The sequence below is a fragment of the Croceicoccus sp. BE223 genome, assembly GCF_031457155.1.
Taxonomy (GTDB): Bacteria; Pseudomonadota; Alphaproteobacteria; order Sphingomonadales; family Sphingomonadaceae; genus Croceicoccus.
Map to the genome: position 1 here is coordinate 175573 of NZ_JAVDWB010000002.1, position 16645 is coordinate 192217.

At 67.0% G+C, this 16645-nt stretch carries 15 protein-coding genes; 9 read left to right on the forward strand and 6 right to left on the reverse strand.

What is annotated here, in order from left to right; all coding sequences use genetic code 11:
- The first annotated feature begins 156 nt into the window (after window positions 1-156).
- Genes crcB through J2X37_RS04855 form a run of 6 tightly spaced genes read left to right on the forward strand, consistent with a single transcriptional unit; the run spans window position 157 to window position 4116 of the window.
- On the forward strand, window positions 157-573 hold the full coding sequence (gene crcB, locus J2X37_RS04830; RefSeq protein ID WP_310018407.1) for a fluoride efflux transporter CrcB: 417 nt from the start codon (window positions 157-159) through the stop codon (window positions 571-573).
- Window positions 570-1904 (forward strand): RluA family pseudouridine synthase, encoded by a 1335-nt coding sequence (locus J2X37_RS04835; protein ID WP_310018409.1) that lies wholly within the window; start codon window positions 570-572, stop codon window positions 1902-1904. The genes crcB and J2X37_RS04835 overlap by 4 nt, the downstream gene beginning before the upstream one ends.
- Window positions 1904-2503 (forward strand): FMN-binding negative transcriptional regulator, encoded by a 600-nt coding sequence (locus tag J2X37_RS04840; RefSeq protein WP_310018411.1) that lies wholly within the window; start codon window positions 1904-1906, stop codon window positions 2501-2503. Before J2X37_RS04835 ends, J2X37_RS04840 begins: the two co-directional genes overlap by 1 nt.
- 37 nt (window positions 2504-2540) lie before the next feature.
- Window positions 2541-3200 (forward strand): HAD-IA family hydrolase, encoded by a 660-nt coding sequence (locus tag J2X37_RS04845; protein WP_310018413.1) that lies wholly within the window; start codon window positions 2541-2543, stop codon window positions 3198-3200.
- A complete protein-coding gene (locus tag J2X37_RS04850; protein ID WP_310018415.1) occupies window positions 3197-3421 on the forward strand; it encodes a hypothetical protein in 225 nt (74 codons plus the stop codon). Before J2X37_RS04845 ends, J2X37_RS04850 begins: the two co-directional genes overlap by 4 nt.
- Window positions 3400-4116, forward strand: a complete 717-nt coding sequence (locus tag J2X37_RS04855; protein ID WP_310018417.1) for an ATP12 family protein — start codon at window positions 3400-3402, stop codon at window positions 4114-4116. The genes J2X37_RS04850 and J2X37_RS04855 overlap by 22 nt, the downstream gene beginning before the upstream one ends.
- A 60-nt stretch (window positions 4117-4176) precedes the next feature.
- On the opposite strand, the gene J2X37_RS04860 is transcribed toward J2X37_RS04855, so the two are convergent.
- Genes J2X37_RS04860 through J2X37_RS04875 form a run of 4 tightly spaced genes read right to left on the reverse strand, consistent with a single transcriptional unit; the run spans window position 4177 to window position 7762 of the window.
- Window positions 4177-4782, reverse strand: a complete 606-nt coding sequence (locus tag J2X37_RS04860) for an ABC-type transport auxiliary lipoprotein family protein (protein WP_310018419.1) — start codon at window positions 4780-4782, stop codon at window positions 4177-4179.
- Between the two features lie 14 nt (window positions 4783-4796).
- A complete protein-coding gene (locus J2X37_RS04865) occupies window positions 4797-5735 on the reverse strand; it encodes an MlaD family protein (RefSeq protein ID WP_310018421.1) in 939 nt (312 codons plus the stop codon).
- A gap of 9 nt (window positions 5736-5744) precedes the next feature.
- Complete coding sequence (locus J2X37_RS04870) at window positions 5745-6656, reverse strand: ABC transporter ATP-binding protein (protein WP_310018423.1); 912 nt, start codon at window positions 6654-6656, stop codon at window positions 5745-5747.
- On the reverse strand, window positions 6656-7762 hold the full coding sequence (locus J2X37_RS04875; RefSeq protein ID WP_310018425.1) for an ABC transporter permease: 1107 nt from the start codon (window positions 7760-7762) through the stop codon (window positions 6656-6658). The genes J2X37_RS04870 and J2X37_RS04875 overlap by 1 nt, the downstream gene beginning before the upstream one ends.
- Window positions 7763-7944: 182 nt before the next feature.
- Between J2X37_RS04875 and J2X37_RS04880 the strand changes: the two genes are divergently transcribed.
- Genes J2X37_RS04880 through J2X37_RS04890 form a run of 3 tightly spaced genes read left to right on the forward strand, consistent with a single transcriptional unit; the run spans window position 7945 to window position 13040 of the window.
- Window positions 7945-10848: a valine--tRNA ligase gene (locus J2X37_RS04880; RefSeq protein ID WP_310018427.1), complete on the forward strand. Its 2904-nt coding sequence runs from the start codon at window positions 7945-7947 to the stop codon at window positions 10846-10848.
- Between the two features lie 18 nt (window positions 10849-10866).
- Entirely contained in the window at window positions 10867-11601 is a 735-nt protein-coding gene (locus tag J2X37_RS04885; protein ID WP_310018429.1) for a 7-carboxy-7-deazaguanine synthase QueE, read from the forward strand.
- Entirely contained in the window at window positions 11598-13040 is a 1443-nt protein-coding gene (locus J2X37_RS04890) for an MATE family efflux transporter (RefSeq protein WP_310018431.1), read from the forward strand. The genes J2X37_RS04885 and J2X37_RS04890 overlap by 4 nt, the downstream gene beginning before the upstream one ends.
- A gap of 175 nt (window positions 13041-13215) precedes the next feature.
- Here J2X37_RS04890 and J2X37_RS04895 read toward each other — a convergent pair whose 3' ends face one another.
- Both J2X37_RS04895 and J2X37_RS04900 read right to left on the reverse strand, forming a co-directional pair.
- A complete protein-coding gene (locus tag J2X37_RS04895; RefSeq protein WP_310018434.1) occupies window positions 13216-13680 on the reverse strand; it encodes a GNAT family N-acetyltransferase in 465 nt (154 codons plus the stop codon).
- A 1288-nt stretch (window positions 13681-14968) separates the two neighbouring features.
- Window positions 14969-16579, reverse strand: a complete 1611-nt coding sequence (locus tag J2X37_RS04900; protein WP_310019509.1) for a helicase HerA domain-containing protein — start codon at window positions 16577-16579, stop codon at window positions 14969-14971.
- Window positions 16580-16645: the final 66 nt, after the last annotated feature.

Genomic DNA, 16645 nt, shown 5'->3' on the forward strand with positions numbered 1-16645 from the left:
CCCCCTTGCAATGTTGCCTTCATACCACAAACCGCCCGGTTTCGCAATTTGCGCCGCAGCCCGGCAGCGCCGTCCCTCGCGCCCCGCCTGCTCGCCCCGCTCTTTCGCGTCGCCGTGCTCTTTCGCATCGGCGCGTCTGCGGCTAGGGCAGCGAGCATGATCCAACCGTCCACCTTGAACGCATCGCTCCTCGTCGCCCTTGGCGGCGGCGCGGGCGCCGTGCTGCGCTTCCACCTGGGCCGCGCGGTCGGGTCGGCCTTTCCCGCCGCGGCGACGGCTTTTCCCTATGCGACTCTCGCCTGCAACGTGATCGGCTCGATGGCGATGGGCCTGCTGGCCGGATGGCTGGCGCGGCACGGGGCGGATCGGGGGATCGGTGCCGAGGGATGGCGGCTGCTGCTCGGTGTCGGGCTGCTCGGCGGCTTCACCACCTTTTCGGCCTTCAGCCTCGAGGTCGTGAACCTGTGGCATCGCGGCGCGCCGGGCCTGGCGGCGACCTACGCGCTCGTCTCGGTATTCGCGGGCGTGGCGGGACTGCTGCTCGGCCTTTCGATGATGAGGACGGCGGCATGAGCGAGAAGCCCTCCGACACCGTCCGCCAGTTCACCGTCGGCCGCGACGACGAGGGGACCCGGCTCGACCGCTGGTTCAAGCGCCACTTGCCGCAAGTCGGCTTCGCGACGATCAGCCGCTGGGCCCGCACCGGCCAGATCCGCGTCGACGGCAAGCGCGCCAGGCCCGAGGATCGCCTCTCCGCCGGTCAGGTCGTGCGCGTCCCGCCGGGCGGCGAGCAGGCCGATCGCGCCGCGCGCGTCCGCGTGCCGCTGACCGAAGAGGAGCTGGAACGCGCCGACGCGATGCTGCTGCACCGCGACCGCGCTGCCATCGTCATCAACAAGCCGGCCGGCCTCGCCACGCAGGGCGGCACTGGCACCGAGATGCACGTCGACCGGTTGCTCGACGCTTTCACCGCTTCGGATCGCGATCCGCGCCCGCGCCTCGTGCACCGGCTCGACAAGGATACCAGCGGCGTGCTGCTGACCGCCGCCACGCCGGGCAGCGCGGCGTTCTTTTCGAAGCGTTTTTCCGGACGTTCGGCGCGCAAGGTATACTGGGCGCTGGTGGTCGGCGTGCCCGACATCGCGCAGGGCTTCATCGACCTGCCCATCGGCAAGCAGCCGGGCACCGGCGGCGAGAAGATGATGCCGGACGAGGAAGGCCAGCCCGCGAAAACCCGCTACCGCGTGGTCGACCGCGCGGGCAACCGCGCCGCCTGGGTTGAGCTGGAACCGCTGACCGGGCGCACGCACCAGTTGCGCGTGCACATGGCGGCCATCGGCCACCCGATCGTCGGCGACGGCAAGTACGGCGGTCAGCTTGCGTTCCTGACCGGCTCGATCAGCCGCAAGATGCACCTGCACGCGCGGCGCCTGATCATCGACCATCCCGACGGCGTGCCGCTCGACGTCACCGCCCCACTGCCCGAGCATTTCGCCGCGAGCATGGAGCAGCTGGGCTTCGACGAGGGGCTGAGCGACGCCGCGCCCGAACAGGGGCCGCCGCCGCCGACCCGCGAAGACGAGAAGCAGGCCGCCAAGCGGCACGCCAAGACCTATCGCAAGGAACGCCGCGGCGAGCGCCGCTCGCGCACCGCGGGCGCGCCGCGGGCCGGGGCGAAGCCGGGCGGCAAGGCCGCGGGCGCGAAGAAGACCGGCCCGAAGCCAGCTACGCCCAGGAAGGCCGGACCGGGTGCGGCAGGGGGCAAGCCGGGCGCGAGGCCCGGGACGAAACCGGGCGGTGCAAGGCCCGCCGGTGCCAAGCCACGTGCCGGCAAGCCCGGCGACGGCAAGCCTTCGGGTAGCAGGCCCACTGGCGGCAAACCCGGCGGGAGCCGGCGCCCCTGATGCATCCCAACGCCGCCTTCCGCCATGACGACCGGGCGCTTCACCTCGCGCTGATCGACGAGGTGGGGTTCGGCACGATCTTCGCGCAGACCGCGGACGGTCCGCGCGTCGCGCACGCGCCGCTGCTGCGCCTTGGCGAAGACCGGGTGCAGTTCCACCTGTCGCGCGGCAATGCGCTGACCCGCCATCTGGCCGGGGCCGAGGCACTGGCGGTGGTCAACGGCCCGGACGGCTACGTCTCGCCGCGCTGGTATGCCGACCAGCAGCAGGTGCCGACTTGGAACTACCTCGCGCTTGAAATGGAAGGGTGCGTCACCGCGCTTCCGGCCGAGGCGCTGGCCGCGCATCTCGATGCCGTGACCGCGCGCGAGGAAGGCCGCTTCGAAGGCGATGCGTGGACCACGGCGAAGATGGATCCCGCCCGCCTCGCCCGGATGCGCGAAGGCATCGTCGGCTTCGAACTGGCGGTCGGCGCGTGGCGTCCGACCTTCAAGCTTTCCCAGAACAAGCCCGCCGACGAGCGTGCGCGCGTGATCGAGGGGCTGGAGGGGCGTGGCGCGCGCGGGCTCGCCGCGCTGATGCGGACGCTGGTCCCATGAGCGGCCCCATGATCGGACCCCTGATCGGGTGCGCGTCGTGACCGGGCTCGCGATCTTCGACTGCGACGGCACGCTCGTCGACGGGCAGGCCAACGTCTGCATCGCGATGGAGGAAGCCTTTGCCGGCTGCGGCATGCAGGCGCCGCCCCGTGCGCTGATCCGCCGCGCCGTCGGCCTTTCGCTGCCGCAGGCGATGGCCATGCTGCTGCCCGACAGCACCGCCGAACAGCAGGACCGGCTGGCCGACCGCTACCGCGCCGCGTTCCGCGCCCAGCGCGAGGCGGGCCTTGTCTACGAGCCGCTGTTCGACGGGATGGCGGACCTGCTGCACCACCTTCGCGACACGGGCTGGACGTTGGCGGTCGCAACCGGGAAATCGGATCGCGGCCTCTCCCACTGCCTTGCCGAACACGGCATCACCGATCTTTTCGCCAGCCTTCAGACCGCCGATCGCCACCCGTCGAAACCGCACCCGGCGATGATCGAGCAGGTCCTGTTCGAAACCGGCATCGGCCCGGCGCGCACGGTGATGATCGGCGACACCAGCTTCGACATGATCATGGCCGAGAATGCCGGGGTGCGCGCCGTGGGCGTCGGCTGGGGCTATCACGACGCCCACGAACTGCTGGACTGCGGTGCGGACGGCGTGGCCGAAACGATCGCGGAACTGCGCACGTTGCTGGAATGGACGCGATGAGCGAGCGCGACCCCGCCGCCGCGAAATGGGCGACGATCCAGGTCCTGCGGCTGACCGGCGTGGCGCTGGCGGTCTTCGGCATGCTGGCCGCCAGCGGACGCGCGCCGTGGCCCGATGGCCTGGCGCGTGAATACGCGTGGATCCTTGCCGTCATCGGCATGGCGGACGCGCTGGTGATGCCGGTGCTGCTGGCCCGGATGTGGAGTTCGAGAGACAAGTGAAGCGGTTCTACAAGCTGGCCGAGGCCGCTCCCGTCGAGGGCGGATGGCAGGTGATGCTCGACGGGCGCGGTTTGAAGACGCAGGGCGGGCGAGCGCAGGTCGTGCCGAACCGCGCCCTGGCTGAGCGGCTGGCGGGCGAATGGGCGGCGCAGGGCGAGGAGATCGCACCCGGCACCTTCCCGCTGCGCGACATGACCGACTACGCGATCGACATGGTCGCGGCCGATCCCGCCGTCGCGATCGATGCCATCCTGCCCTACGGCGATACCGACACGCTGTGCTATCGCGCCGCCGGGGGCGACAGTTTCCGTACCCGGCAGGACGAGGCGTGGGAGCCGATCCTGGCCGCGGTCGAAGCGCGCGAAGGCGTCTGCTTCGCCCGGACCGAGGGCGTGCTCCACGCCGCGCACCCCGAAGGCACGCGCGAACGCCTGCACGCACGCTTGGACGGCATGGACGCCTTCACGCTGGTCGCGGTGCAGAACATGGCCGCGCTGGCCGCTTCGCTATGCGTCGCGCTCGCCGCGCTGGAGCCGGGGGCCGATCTCGACGCGCTCTACGCTGCCGCCAACCTGGAAGAGGATTGGCAGGCGATGCAGTGGGGCTGGGACGAGGAGGCGCGGGCCCGGCGCGACGCGCGGCTGAAGGGGTTCACCCTGGCGGCGGAACTGGCCGCGCTGGTCCGGCAGGACTAAGACGCACCTTCGTCGCAGCTTGACATGGCCCGGGCCAAAGCGAGGCTCGGGCGGCGCCTGTCAGCGGCCCAGCAGCCAGCCGCTGACTTCGCCCGCGACGTTATTGGCCGCCTCGTTCATCGCCGGGGCAACCGCTGCCGCCTCTGCCGCGATGCCGGGGAGGGTCGATCCGAACCGGCGCTGGCGCATCGTCCCGTCGGGCGAAACCGCGACCGCGTCGTAGGTCACCGTCACCGAGGATGTCCGCGCATCGTAGCCCGCCTCCACCAGCCGGCCGTAGAGCCGGGTCCGCACCTTGATGCCGGGATCTTCGCCCTCCACCACCAGCCCGCCGCGCCGGGCGCGCAGGGTTTCGGCGACGAGGTGCTGGAACAATCGCGACGGACGATCGACGTAAGTCGCATCCTCGAGATAGGCGACGCTCGTCGCGTCGATCTGCACCGGCACGCGGTTGACGTCGAGCCGGTCCTCGACCTCGGGCTCGAACACGAAGATCGCATCGGTCACCGCCCCCGCGCTCGCCGTGCCCGGTGCGGCGACTTCGCGCGGGGTGAAATTGATCAGCTGGTCCGGCACCTTGGGGCCGAGGCTGAGGCAGCCCGACAGGCCGAGCAGCATGGCAGGCGCGAGGATGGCGGCACCCAGACGGAGGGGGCGTTCGAACATGGTCTTCATCTCCCTCAGGGCTTGTAGTCGGGCAGCTTGCCGCCGCCGATCAGGCCACCGGCCCCGTTGTCGTCGATCTTCTCGGTGATGTTGCGCAGCGCCTTGGTCGTCGCGCGAAGGTCGCGGATCGCGGCTTCGGCGGCGGGCAGCGTGGATTCCGAAAGCTGGCGCGCGGCAGGGCGCGTATCGGCGGCGGCGGCCTGCAGTTCGTTGGCGGCGCGTTCGGCGGCGGCCAGCGTGTCGCGCATCTGGTCGGCCAGCGAGGCGCCCTCGCCGTTGATCAGCTTGTCGGTCGAGGCGGCGACGCGCTGGAATTCGGCCAGCGTCTCGCTCGCTTGGCGCAGCGTCGCCTGCAGCTCGGCCATCGTCGCGTCGATGCGCGGGGTGGCGTCGGCAAGGTCGCGGCTCATCCGTTCGGTGTTGGCGAGGATGCCCTCGATCGACTGCTGGTTCTTGTCCGACAGCATCATCGTCAGCCGCTCGGTCAGCGTCGCGAGCCGCTCCATCAGCAACGGCGCGTTGGCGAGCAGTTCGCCAAGGCCGCTGCGCTTGGTCGGGATCACCGGCACGCCTTCGGGGCCAATCTTGGTCAGCAGCGGCGCGTCCGAGCTCGCCCCTTCGAGCTGGATCGTCGACACGCCCGTAAAGCTGCCCTGGAGGCTGGCGAGCGTCAGCCGCGTGACCGGCACTTCCTCGTCGATGGAAATGCGCACGCGCACGAACTGCGGATCCTTGGGCCAAAGCTCGATCTTCTTCACCTGTCCCACGGGAACGCCGGAGAAGGCCACTTCGGAACCCCGGGCAAGGCCGCTGACCGATTGCTTGAAGAAGATGTCGTATTCGTTCTGCGAACCCTGGTTCAGGCGCGCGATCCAGATGACGAACGCCGCGAGCAGCGCCAGCAGGAGCAGCGTAACCGCCCCGACCCAGATATGATTGGCCCGTGTTTCCATTGCCGCGCTCTATGCCCCGCCCGAAAGGTTCTTGTCCATCGCGGCAGCTTTCCCCTGCTGCCCCGCCGTTTCCGCCGCCCGGCCGCGCGGGCCGTTGAAGTATTCCTGGATCCACGGGTGATCGGTGGCCAGCAGTTCGGGAATCGTCCCCACCGCGATCACCTTGTGGTCCGCCAGCACCGCCACCCGGTCACAGATCGCGTAAAGCGTGTCGAGATCGTGGGTGATCAGAAAGACGGTAAGTCCCAGCGTGTCCGCAAGTTCCCGCGTCAGGTTGTCGAAGGCCGCCGCGCCGATCGGATCGAGGCCCGCGGTGGGCTCGTCGAGGAACAGCAGTTCCGGGTCGAGCGCCAGCGCGCGGGCCAGGCCCGCCCGCTTCTTCATGCCGCCCGACAGTTCCGACGGATACTTGCTCGTCGCCTCCTCCGGCAGGCCGGACAGGCGCACCTTGTAGCGGGCGATCTCGTGCCGCAGGTCGTTCGACAGCTCGGGATAGAACTGCTTGAGCGGCACCTCGACGTTTTCCGCCACCGTCAGGGTCGAGAACAGCGCCCCGCCCTGGAACAGCACGCCCCAGCGGCTGCGGATGTCGATGTCCTCGTCCTCGCGCGCGTCGGTGATGGCGTTGCCCAGCACCTCGATCCGGCCTTCCTGCGGGATCTGCAGGCCGATGATCGAACGCATCAGCACCGACTTGCCGGTGCCCGATCCGCCGACGACGCCGAGAATCTCGCCGCGCCGCACCTTGAGCGAGAGGTCCTTGTGCACGACCTGCTCGCCGAAGCGGTTCGTCAGCCCCTCGACGATGATCGGGAATTCGCCGTCGAAACGGGTGGGAACGTCGTGCGCCTCGCTCTCCGCCTCCGCGATAAGCTCGTCCGCGCGGTCGAGATCGCGCTCGGCCTGTTCGTGCTCGGCCATCAGTTCCAGCCGATCTCGGTGAAGAAGACCGCGAAGAAGGCGTCGAGCACGATGACCATGAAGATCGCCTGCACCACCGCGAGCGTGGTGCGCAGGCCCACTTCCTCGGCGTTGCCGGACACCTGCATCCCCTGGTAGCAGCCGCTCATCCCGACGATCAGGCCGAAGACCGGCGCCTTGACCAGACCGACCCACAGGTCGGTCAGCGGCACCACTTCGCGGATGCGCGACAGAAAGGTCCAGAACGGGATGTCGAGCGCGAAGTTGGCGATGAAGGCCCCGCCGATGATCGCGATGACCGCCGAATAGAAGCCCAGCACCGGCATCATCAGCACCGCGGCAAGGATGCGCGGCACGACCAGCCGTTCGAACGGAGAGACGCCGATGGTGCGCATCGCGTCGACCTCTTCGGTCAGCTTCATCGTGCCGATCTGCGCGGCAAAGGCGCTGCCCGACCGGCCCGCGACCATGATCGCGGTCATCAGCACGCCCAGTTCGCGCAAGGTCAGCCGGCCGGTGAGGTTGATCGTGTAGATCTCCGCGCCGAACTGCTGCAGCTGCACCGCGCCCTGCTGCGCGACGACGATGCCGATCAGGAAGCTCATCAGGCCGATGATGCCGAGCGAGGATACGCCGACCAGCTCGATCTGGTGGACCAGCGCGAGGTGCGGAAAGCGCCGGGGGTGCCGGATCAGCGCGGCCATCGCCATGATCGTCGTGCCGAGGAACGAGACCATGTCCTTGAGCGAGGTGGCGAAGCCGGCGACCTTCGCGCCCACGGCCTGCGGCACCCGTTCGGTCAACCCGGCGCGATGCGGGATGATCGGCGCGCTGCTCTCGGCGTTCTTCACCGCGTCGATCAGCCGCTTCGCCCGGTCGTCCGCGCCGCGGATCTCCGCACCCAGCGCGCCCGACGCGCGCCAGATCGACCACGCGCCGACGGTGTCGATTTCATGGACCGCGCCGATGTCGATGGCGGAAACCTTGCCAAGCTCGCGCAGCCGGCGGTCCAGCGGCGCGATCGAGGAAACGGTCAGCGGACCGCGCACCCGCAGCACCGGCCCGCCTTCACCCTCGACCGTTTCGAATTCCGCCCATTCGCGCATATGCGCAGCCTCATGGGCGAAAATCACAGGTGCAGCAAGCACATCCGCGAAGCTCGTGCCGGAACGGGGCGCTCCTTCGCCACAGGTCGGGCTGACCGCGCCGTCCGCGCCTCCCGCATGCCCGCGGCCACAGGCGCGTGGCCCCTTGCCCCGCCCCTGCCGCGCTGGCAAAGGCGCAAGCCATGAGCGACACCGACATCAAGCAGGACGCGGCACCGGCGTCCCTGGCGAAAACCTTCGATCCGGCGGGGATCGAGGCGAAGTGGTATGCCCACTGGGAAGAAAACGGCCTGTTCCGCCCCGAACGGCCCGACGCGCAGCCCTTCACCATCGTCAATCCGCCGCCCAACGTGACGGGCGTGCTGCACATCGGCCACGCGCTCGACAACACGTTGCAGGACGTGGTGATCCGCTACGAACGGCTGCGCGGCAAGGATGCGCTATGGGTCGTGGGCACCGACCATGCCGGCATCGCGACGCAGATGGTGGTGGAGCGCAACCTCAATTCGCAAGGGGTGAAGCGCACCGACATGAGCCGCGAGCAGTTCCTCGACCATGTCTGGGAATGGAAGCACCAGTCGGGCGGCGCGATCACCCGCCAGCTGCGCCGCCTCGGCTGCTCGATGGACTGGTCGCGCGAGCAGTTCACGATGGACCCGCACTTCACCCGCGCGGTGGTGAAGGTCTTCGTCGACCTCTACAACAAGGGGCTGATCTACCGCGACAAGCGGCTGGTGAACTGGGACCCGGCGCTGAAGACCGCGATCTCCGACCTCGAGGTCGAGACCCGCGAGGTGCAGGGCGGCTTCTGGCATTTCCGCTATCCGCTGGCCGATGGCGTGACTTTGGATGACGGCCAAGACTACATCGAGGTCGCGACCACGCGGCCCGAAACGATGCTGGCCGACATGGCGGTCGCAGTGCACCCGGACGACGAACGCTACCGTTCGGTCATCGGCAAGGAGATCGAGCAGCCGATTACCGGGCGCCGGCTGAAGGTCGTCGCCGACGAACACGCCGATCCCGAACTGGGTTCCGGCGCGGTGAAGATCACACCGGGGCACGACTTCAACGACTTCGACGTCGGCAAGCGCGCAGGGATCGCGGCGAGCGAAATGCTCAACATGCTCGATGCCGAAGCTCGCGTGATGCAAGCAGACGGTCGGATTCCCGAAAAGTATATCGGCAAGGATCGGTTCGAGGCGCGCCAGATGGTCGTGGCCGAGATGAAGGCGCTGGGCTTCCTCATCCCGCACGTCGACAAGGACGGGGGCGAGCACGACGCCGAGCCGCGCACGATCCAGACGCCCTTCGGCGACCGCGGCGGCGTGGTCATCGAACCGTGGCTGACCGACCAGTGGTACGTCGATGCCGAAACCCTCGCCCAGCCGCCGATGCAGGCGGTGCGCAACGGGCGCATCGAGATCGTGCCGAAGACCTGGGAAAAGACCTTCTTCAACTGGATGGAGAACATCCAGCCCTGGTGCGTCTCGCGCCAGCTCTGGTGGGGACACCGGATTCCGGCGTGGTACGGGCCGACGAAAACCGAACTCGGCCTGCAACTCACCCACAACCAAGACAAGGGTGGGCAATCGCCCGTCTTCGTGGCGGAAACCTTCTCCGAAGCAGCCCAGCTTGCGTCAGAGTATTACGGTGTCGACGCCTCGACCGTATGGGAAGCCGAGAGCAGTTGGGATGCTGCTGGCGTAGCCCCCCCGGACACATTGGCTGAGAAGTACATTATTGGCGAAGGACTGTCTCTTGGCAGTCGCTTGCCTCTTTGGCGCGACCCCGACGTTCTCGACACGTGGTTTTCCTCCGCGCTCTGGCCCTTCGCCACATTGGGCTGGCCAGACGACACCGAGCTTCTCGCCAAGCACTATCCCAACGACCTGCTCGTCTCGGGCTTCGACATCCTGTTCTTCTGGGACGCGCGGATGGCGATGATGGGGATGGAGTTCATGGAAGAGGTTCCGTGGAAGAAGCTCTATCTCCACGGCTTGGTGCGTGCCGCCGACGGCGCGAAGATGTCGAAGTCCAAGGGCAACGTCGTCGACCCGCTGGGCCTCATCGACACCTACGGCGCCGACGCCTTGCGCTTCTTCATGGCGGCGATGGAAAGCCAGGGCCGCGACGTGAAGATGGACGAGAAGCGGGTCGAGGGGTACCGCAACTTCGCGACCAAGCTGTGGAACGCGGCGCGCTTCTGCCAGGCCAATGGCATCGGCGCATCGCAGTCCATTGCCGCCCCTGCCGCCACCAGCGCGGTCAACACCTGGATCATCGGCGAAGTCGTCGAGGCCGTCGCCGAACTGGACAAGGCGATGGCCGACCTGCGCTTCGACGCGGCGGCGAACACGATCTACCACTTCGTCTGGGACCAGTTCTGCGACTGGTACATCGAACTGGTGAAGGGCAACTTCGACGAAGAGACGAAGACCGTGGCGGGCTGGGTGCTCGACCAGATCCTCGTCATGCTCCATCCGTTCATGCCGTTCATCACCGAGGAACTGTGGCACGCGCAGGCCGACGTGGCGGGCACGAAGCGCCCCTACGACCTGATCGTCGCGCAATGGCCCGCGCCCGAGGCATCGGTGGACGCCGCCGCCAAGGCCGAGGTCGAGTGGCTGATTTCGCTCACCTCCTCGCTGCGCGCGGCAAAGAACGAACTGGGCCTCGCGCCGGGCGCGAAGCTGGAAGCATGGCTCACCAGCACCGCCGGCGTCGCGCCCAGTTCCACGCGGGGCATTATCGAGCGCAACTTCCCCGCCATCGACCGCGTCGCGCGGCTGTCGACCGTGAATTTCGGCGCAGCCCCGGCGGGTGCGGCGATGCAGGTCAACGTCGGCGCCGACACCTTCGTCATCCCTCTCGAAGGGCTGATCGACGTGGCGGCGGAAAAGGCGCGGCTCGAAAAGGCGCTCGCCGCCTCGCAGAAGGAAGCGAAGTCGCTCGAAGGGCGCCTGTCGAACCCCAGCTTTGTCGAACGCGCCAAGCCCGAAGCGGTCGAAAAGGCCCGTGCCGACCACGCCCACCATGCGGCAGAGGCCGAGCGGCTGGCCGCGGCGCTGGCGCGGCTGGGTTGATGGGGCTGGGATAAGCGCATGCCGCTGGTCCTCGCCACCGACGATACGGGAGGGCCGGAGATTTTCGCCTCGCTGCAGGGCGAAGGGCCGAGCGTGGGGCGGCCCGTCGCCTTCGTGCGGCTGTCGCGCTGCAACCTTGCCTGCACCTGGTGCGATACCGCCTATACCTGGCGGTTTACCGGCGACAACAGGCCGCACCGCGACGACATCGCCTTCGACCGCAAGGCCAACCAGGTCACGCTGGACGAGGCCGAAGCCGCCGCCCGCATCGCCGCACTGGGGCAGGACCGGCTCGTCATCACCGGAGGCGAGCCGTTGCTGCAGGGCGCGGCGCTGGCGCGGATGCTCGAACACCTGCCCGACATCCAGGTGGAGATCGAGACCAACGGCACCGTCCGCCCCCCCGTCCGCCTCGACGCGCGGGTCGACCAGTTCAACGTCAGCCCGAAACTGGCGCACAGCGGCAATCCGGCCGAACTCGCACTGGTCCCGGCCATGCTCGATTTCTGGGCGAGCGACCCGCGCGCCTTCTTCAAGTTCGTCATCGCGGAACCGGCAGACCTTGACGAGGTTGAGGCGCTGATGACCGCGCACCGCATGGACCGAACCCGCGTTTTCTTGATGCCCGAAGGCACCGACAGCGCCACCCTTCGCACCCGCGAGGCGTGGCTGGCCGAGGCCGCCCTGGCGCGCGGCGTGCGGATGACCGACCGGCTCCACATCCACCTCTACGGCGACACCCGCGGGACATGACCCGCCCCGAACTGAAGGGCGACCTGACCCGCGGGCCGATTCTCAAGACCCTCCTCGCCTTCAGCCTGCCGACCCTGCTGTCGAACATGCTGCAGTCGATCAACGGCACGGCCAATGCGATCTGGGTGGGCCAGCTGATCGGCGAGGATGCCGTCGCCGCCACCGCCAACGCCAACATCGTCATGTTCCTCGTCTTCAGCGCGGCCTTCGGCTTCGGCATGGCGGGGACCGTCCGCATCGGCCAGCGCTATGGCGCGGGCGACGTCGACGGGGCGCGCCGCACGTTCGGCACGGTGGTGACGCTGTGCGCGGCGGTCGGGGCGCTGGTGGCCCTGCTGGGCTGGATTTTCGCGCCCGCGATGCTGGCCGCGCTCGAAACCCCGGGCAGCGCCTATGCCCTCGCGCTCGCCTACTTGCGCGTGATCTTCGTCTCGATGCCGTTCGGGATCGTCACCATCGTTGTCGCGATGAGCCTGCGCGGCACCGGCGATGCGCGCACGCCGCTGATCTTCATGATCCTGTCGGTGGTGCTCGACGTGGTGCTGAACCCGATGCTGATCACCGGCCTCGGCCCGCTGCCCGAAATGGGCATCGCGGGCGCGGCGGCCTCGACCCTTTTGGCGAACCTTGTCAGCCTGGTTGCGATGATCGCCTATATCTACCGCAAGGACCTGCCGCTGCGCCTGCGCGAAAGCGAGTTCGCCTACCTGCGGCCGCGCCGCGACGAACTCGGCTTCATCTTTGCCAAGGGCCTGCCGATGGGCGCGCAGATGCTGGTGATGTCGGCGGCGGGGATCATCGTCGTCGGCCTCGTCAACCGCGAGGGGCTGGTCGCCGCGTCGGCCTATGGCGGGGCGATGCAGCTGTTCACTTATGTCCAGATGCCGGCGATGGCGGTGGGCGCGGCGGTCAGCGCGATGGCCGCGCAATACATCGGCGCGGGCAGGATGGACCGGCTGGACCGCGTGACGCGCGCCGGCTCGCTCCTCAACCTGGCGCTGACCGGCGTGATGACCGCGCTGGTGCTGGTGTTCGACCGGCAGTCGCTCGGCCTGTTCCTGACCCCCGGTGGAGAGGCGCTGGAACTGGCGCGGCACATCCAGTTCATGGCGGCGTGGAGCTTCATCCTGCTCGGCGTGACGATGGTCTATACCGGCACCTTGCGCGCCGGCGGCATCGTCTGGCGACCGCTGGCGATCATGTTCATCGCGCTCTACCCCGCGCGGCTCGGCTTCTATTACCTCGCCTATCCGCGCATCGGGGCGGACGCGATCTGGCTGACTTATCCGGTCGGCTCGCTCGTCGCGCTGGTGCTGGCCCTGTCGCTCTACCGCTTCGGCAACTGGCGCACGAAGGCACAGGCGGTGGCCGGCGGTCTCGCGGCAGAGCAGGCCTCGGCCGAATGCGAACCGACCGGACGGGCGCAACCGGCGATCTGACCTGGCACTCAGGGCAGGCTGCGAGCGGGATGAGAGTGTCGCTGCGGGGTCGATTGGCGATGGAAGCCGTCTGACAGCTAACGACCCCCTTTGCGGACATCCACGGCACGAAGCACTCACGGAAAAAGCGGACGAAGTAATTGAGGGAGCCGCCGGAGCGGCTCCCTCGCGGTGATTAGGTTAGTGACTTGCGGAAGGTTACTTTGTCGTCTCCGTCTGACCAGTAGTCACGGATCCGCGCTTCCCGCTGATATCCGAGTATGTCGTAGAACGCGCGTGTCCGTTTGAACTTTACTGTTCCCGACGTATCCACGAGCAGGATGCGGACGCCCTCCGTGGCAAGCTGCGTTTCGACAGCCTTCATGAGTTGGCTGCCGAGGCCCGCACCGTGGCGCTTCGGATCAACGGCTATCATCAGCAGATTCCATACGTTGTCGGCGAACTCTTCGGGAACAAAGTAGCAAGCTGCATCGACTTGACCGTCATCGAAGACGAGCCAGCGCTGGTCTTCGTCGTTGTCGAAGTATGCCGCCGTCATGCCGGGTAGCAATCCAGATGGAAACATCGCGTTTTCATCGATCAGATAGGCGACGCGGTTGAGGTCACGTCGCTCAAGCGGGCGAATGTGTTGGTTTTTCATGAAAATGCTTTCGGATGAATTTGACACGATAAAGCGAATGGCAAAGCCGAACTTGCCATTGGTTTCGTCAGCGAGCCGAACCTTAGTGGTTCAGCCGTTCGATTGGGTCGTGTTCAAAAAATCTCCGTGCGTCCTTAGGGGACAAGGGCGCTCTGCCGAATTCAAAACGCAGCTGCAAGATCAATGTCGTTATCTTGGATAATTCGAATAATTGCCGACCTTCTCCTTCCCACCCCAATTGCTCTCGTCCCCACCTAGACACCTCTCGTCCCGAAAGCCGACTGGCAGTTTTCCGCCAGTTTTCGCCAAAAGCGGAAATTCCACTAACGACCCCAAAACGGACTTCAAGCAGAAATCAAAAGCGGAGACGATTGCTGCCGCAGATCTAGAGGTTTACTGATAGGGAGATGGTCAGGATAGCACTAGGATATGGCTCGCTCTTCTGTGCGCTCTACTTCGCGAACAGGTCGAACGCCCGGAGGGCGAGAACAGAGTTCCAGGCTGCCTTAGCGCGATTGCGAACATCTCCCGATTTCACTGATGCGTTCGATGCGCGTATTTCGATGATGGAAGGGTACGGCGATGAAGCACGCCATAAGCTCGAGAGATCTATCGATACGCTCCAATCGAGGTGCGACGATAATGGTCGATATATCGCGCTTTACTGTCAGCACTTCCTAAATCTTTACCAACGAAGCAATCAGGCATGGGTCAGCAAATCGGAAGCCCGTTCGCTCTCGCCGAGCAGCTATCTTGTCTATTTCCTACCCTTCTTTTCTGACGAGGCTATTTCGCGGATCCTGCATGGGAAAGGCGCTAAACTCGATCCGAAACCGTAGTGCCTAGCTTGCCGCTAATCTTGCGCCGTCGACCTCCTCAACGTTCCAGCACATCGTCAAAAAAACACCCCATCCCCGTCATGCGGCCAAGATCGTAACGGGCTTGGAACCAGACGCCGTGGAATAGGGCTTGAACTGTCCTACAGGCTCGCCTTCGGTCATCGTCGACGCCGTCCTTTCCCATCGTCGCGATGTCGCCGTCAGGTGTAACCTGTCACCCGGCCCGGCCAGCCTGGGGATTTCGCCGGTTTCGGGACGGGATAGCGGGTGACAGGGTGTCGCCTTAGTCACCCTGCACGCCCAAGAAGCGGGCCGGCCAGCACCTACGGAGCGCCGCGGGCTACTCCCGCAAGGCCGAACGGGCGCGTGGGCGCGTGTGCGGAAGCCAAGCGGGCCGGATGGCCCGCGCCCGGCGTCTGAGGGCGTCGGGCAAGGCGGGACTCGAAAAACTACCGATGCTGCGCGCGCCAGCGGGTGACGATGCGTTCGACCGCCTCTTCCTCGCCGCCGCTCTCGTTCCACAGTTCGCTGAAGCTCGGGTCCTCGGACGCCGGACGCTTGCGTTCCTCGAGGTCGTCGAACGTGACGCGCATCGGGATCGCCGTGCCTTCGCCGCAGACGATGCATTCGCGGTTGCGGAGCGCCGGGATGGTGTCGAGGAAGCCGCGCGCGCCTTCGGGCATCGCCGCCTTCACGAAATCCTGGTCGCGTTCGTTGTTGAGGCGCATCGACAGGATCGTGCCGCACTGCGACAGCACGCCTTCGGCAAGGTCCGACGGGCGCTGCGTGATGAGGCCCAGCGAGATGCCGTACTTGCGACCCTCCTTGGCGATGCGCGACAGGATGCGGCCCACGCTCGACTTGTCGGCGTTCTTCTCGTTGGGCACGTAGCGGTGCGCTTCCTCGCAGACGAGGAGGATGGGCCGGGTCTTCTCGTCGCGGCCCCAGATCGCGAAGTCGAACACCATGCGGCTCAGCATCGCAACGACGGTGCTGGTGATTTCCGACGGCACGCCGGACACGTCGATGATCGAGATCGGCTTGCCGTTCGACGGCATGCGGAACAGGCGCATGATGACTTCGCTCATGGTGTCGGCGACGAGCATGCCGCTGAACATGAACTGGTAGCGCGGGTCGGCCTTGATCTCGTCGATCTTGGTCTTCACGCGCAGGAACGGGGCGGTGTTGGTCGCCTTGTCGAGCTTGCCCATCTCGTCCTGGATCGCGTTGGTCAGGTCGGACAGGAGGTAGGGGATCGGCGAATCGACGGTCAGCCGGCTCATCTGCTCGGCCATGCGGTTCTTCGACCGGGCCTTCAGCAGGCACTTCGACAGGATGTCCATGTCGGCCTGGCGGTCGGTGCCCTCGTTGGTGATGAACACCTCGCAGTGTTCCTCGAAGTTCATCAGCCAATATGGAACCTTGAGGTTGCCGACGTCAAGGATCTGGCCCGTGCCCCGGAACGCGGCGGAATATTCGCCGTGCGGGTCGACCATCATGATGTGCCCTTCGGGCGCGGATTCGACGATGCGGTGGAGGATGAGCGCGGCGCTGGTCGATTTACCCGTACCGGTCGAGCCGAGCAGCGCAAAGTGCTTGCCCAGCATCGCGTCGATGTAGAGGCCAGCCCGGATGTCCTTGGTCGGGAAGACCTTGCCGATCTGGATGTTCGAACGGCCGTCCGAGGCATAGACCTGCGCCAGGTCGGCGTTGGTGGCGGCGAAGACTTCCGCGCCGGGCACCGGGTAATGGGTGATGCCGCGGGTGAAGTTGCGGATGCGGCCGGTTAGCTTCTCTTCCTGCCCCTCGCCCAGGAAGTCGATCTCGGCGATGATTTCGCCGGTCGCGCGGTCCAGCGTCTGGGTCCGGACCGAGGCGAGCAGCCAGATCTGGCCGACGCGGACCTTGATCTGCGAGCCGACGAGCCCGGCAAGCTGCACGGACGGATCGGCTTCGCGGGCGCATTCGGCGAGCCGCTGCGGATCGAGCACGGCGCGGGATGAGGAACCGGCGATCTGCAGCACTTCGCCGATCGCGCGATGGGCGGTGGAGGTCCGCACTTCGGGCGCTTCGGCCTCTTCGTCCTCCGCGGCGTCCGAAGGTGCCTTGCTGTCGGCTGCCGGCTC

What these genes read in the sequence shown, in the direction of transcription:
- J2X37_RS04885 (WP_310018429.1), top strand. Translation starts at nt 10,867, where the DNA reads ATGCCGCTGGTCCTCGCCACCGACGATACGGGAGGGCCGGAGATTTTC.
- J2X37_RS04880 (WP_310018427.1), top strand. Translation starts at nt 7,945, where the DNA reads ATGAGCGACACCGACATCAAGCAGGACGCGGCACCGGCGTCCCTGGCG.
- J2X37_RS04875 (WP_310018425.1), bottom strand. Translation starts at nt 7,762, where the DNA reads ATGCGCGAATGGGCGGAATTCGAAACGGTCGAGGGTGAAGGCGGGCCG.
- J2X37_RS04840 (WP_310018411.1), top strand. Translation starts at nt 1,904, where the DNA reads ATGCATCCCAACGCCGCCTTCCGCCATGACGACCGGGCGCTTCACCTC.
- J2X37_RS04865 (WP_310018421.1), bottom strand. Translation starts at nt 5,735, where the DNA reads ATGGAAACACGGGCCAATCATATCTGGGTCGGGGCGGTTACGCTGCTC.
- J2X37_RS04895 (WP_310018434.1), bottom strand. Translation starts at nt 13,680, where the DNA reads ATGAAAAACCAACACATTCGCCCGCTTGAGCGACGTGACCTCAACCGC.
- J2X37_RS04890 (WP_310018431.1), top strand. Translation starts at nt 11,598, where the DNA reads ATGACCCGCCCCGAACTGAAGGGCGACCTGACCCGCGGGCCGATTCTC.
- J2X37_RS04860 (WP_310018419.1), bottom strand. Translation starts at nt 4,782, where the DNA reads ATGTTCGAACGCCCCCTCCGTCTGGGTGCCGCCATCCTCGCGCCTGCC.
- J2X37_RS04835 (WP_310018409.1), top strand. Translation starts at nt 570, where the DNA reads ATGAGCGAGAAGCCCTCCGACACCGTCCGCCAGTTCACCGTCGGCCGC.
- J2X37_RS04870 (WP_310018423.1), bottom strand. Translation starts at nt 6,656, where the DNA reads ATGGCCGAGCACGAACAGGCCGAGCGCGATCTCGACCGCGCGGACGAG.
- J2X37_RS04850 (WP_310018415.1), top strand. Translation starts at nt 3,197, where the DNA reads ATGAGCGAGCGCGACCCCGCCGCCGCGAAATGGGCGACGATCCAGGTC.
- crcB (WP_310018407.1), top strand. Translation starts at nt 157, where the DNA reads ATGATCCAACCGTCCACCTTGAACGCATCGCTCCTCGTCGCCCTTGGC.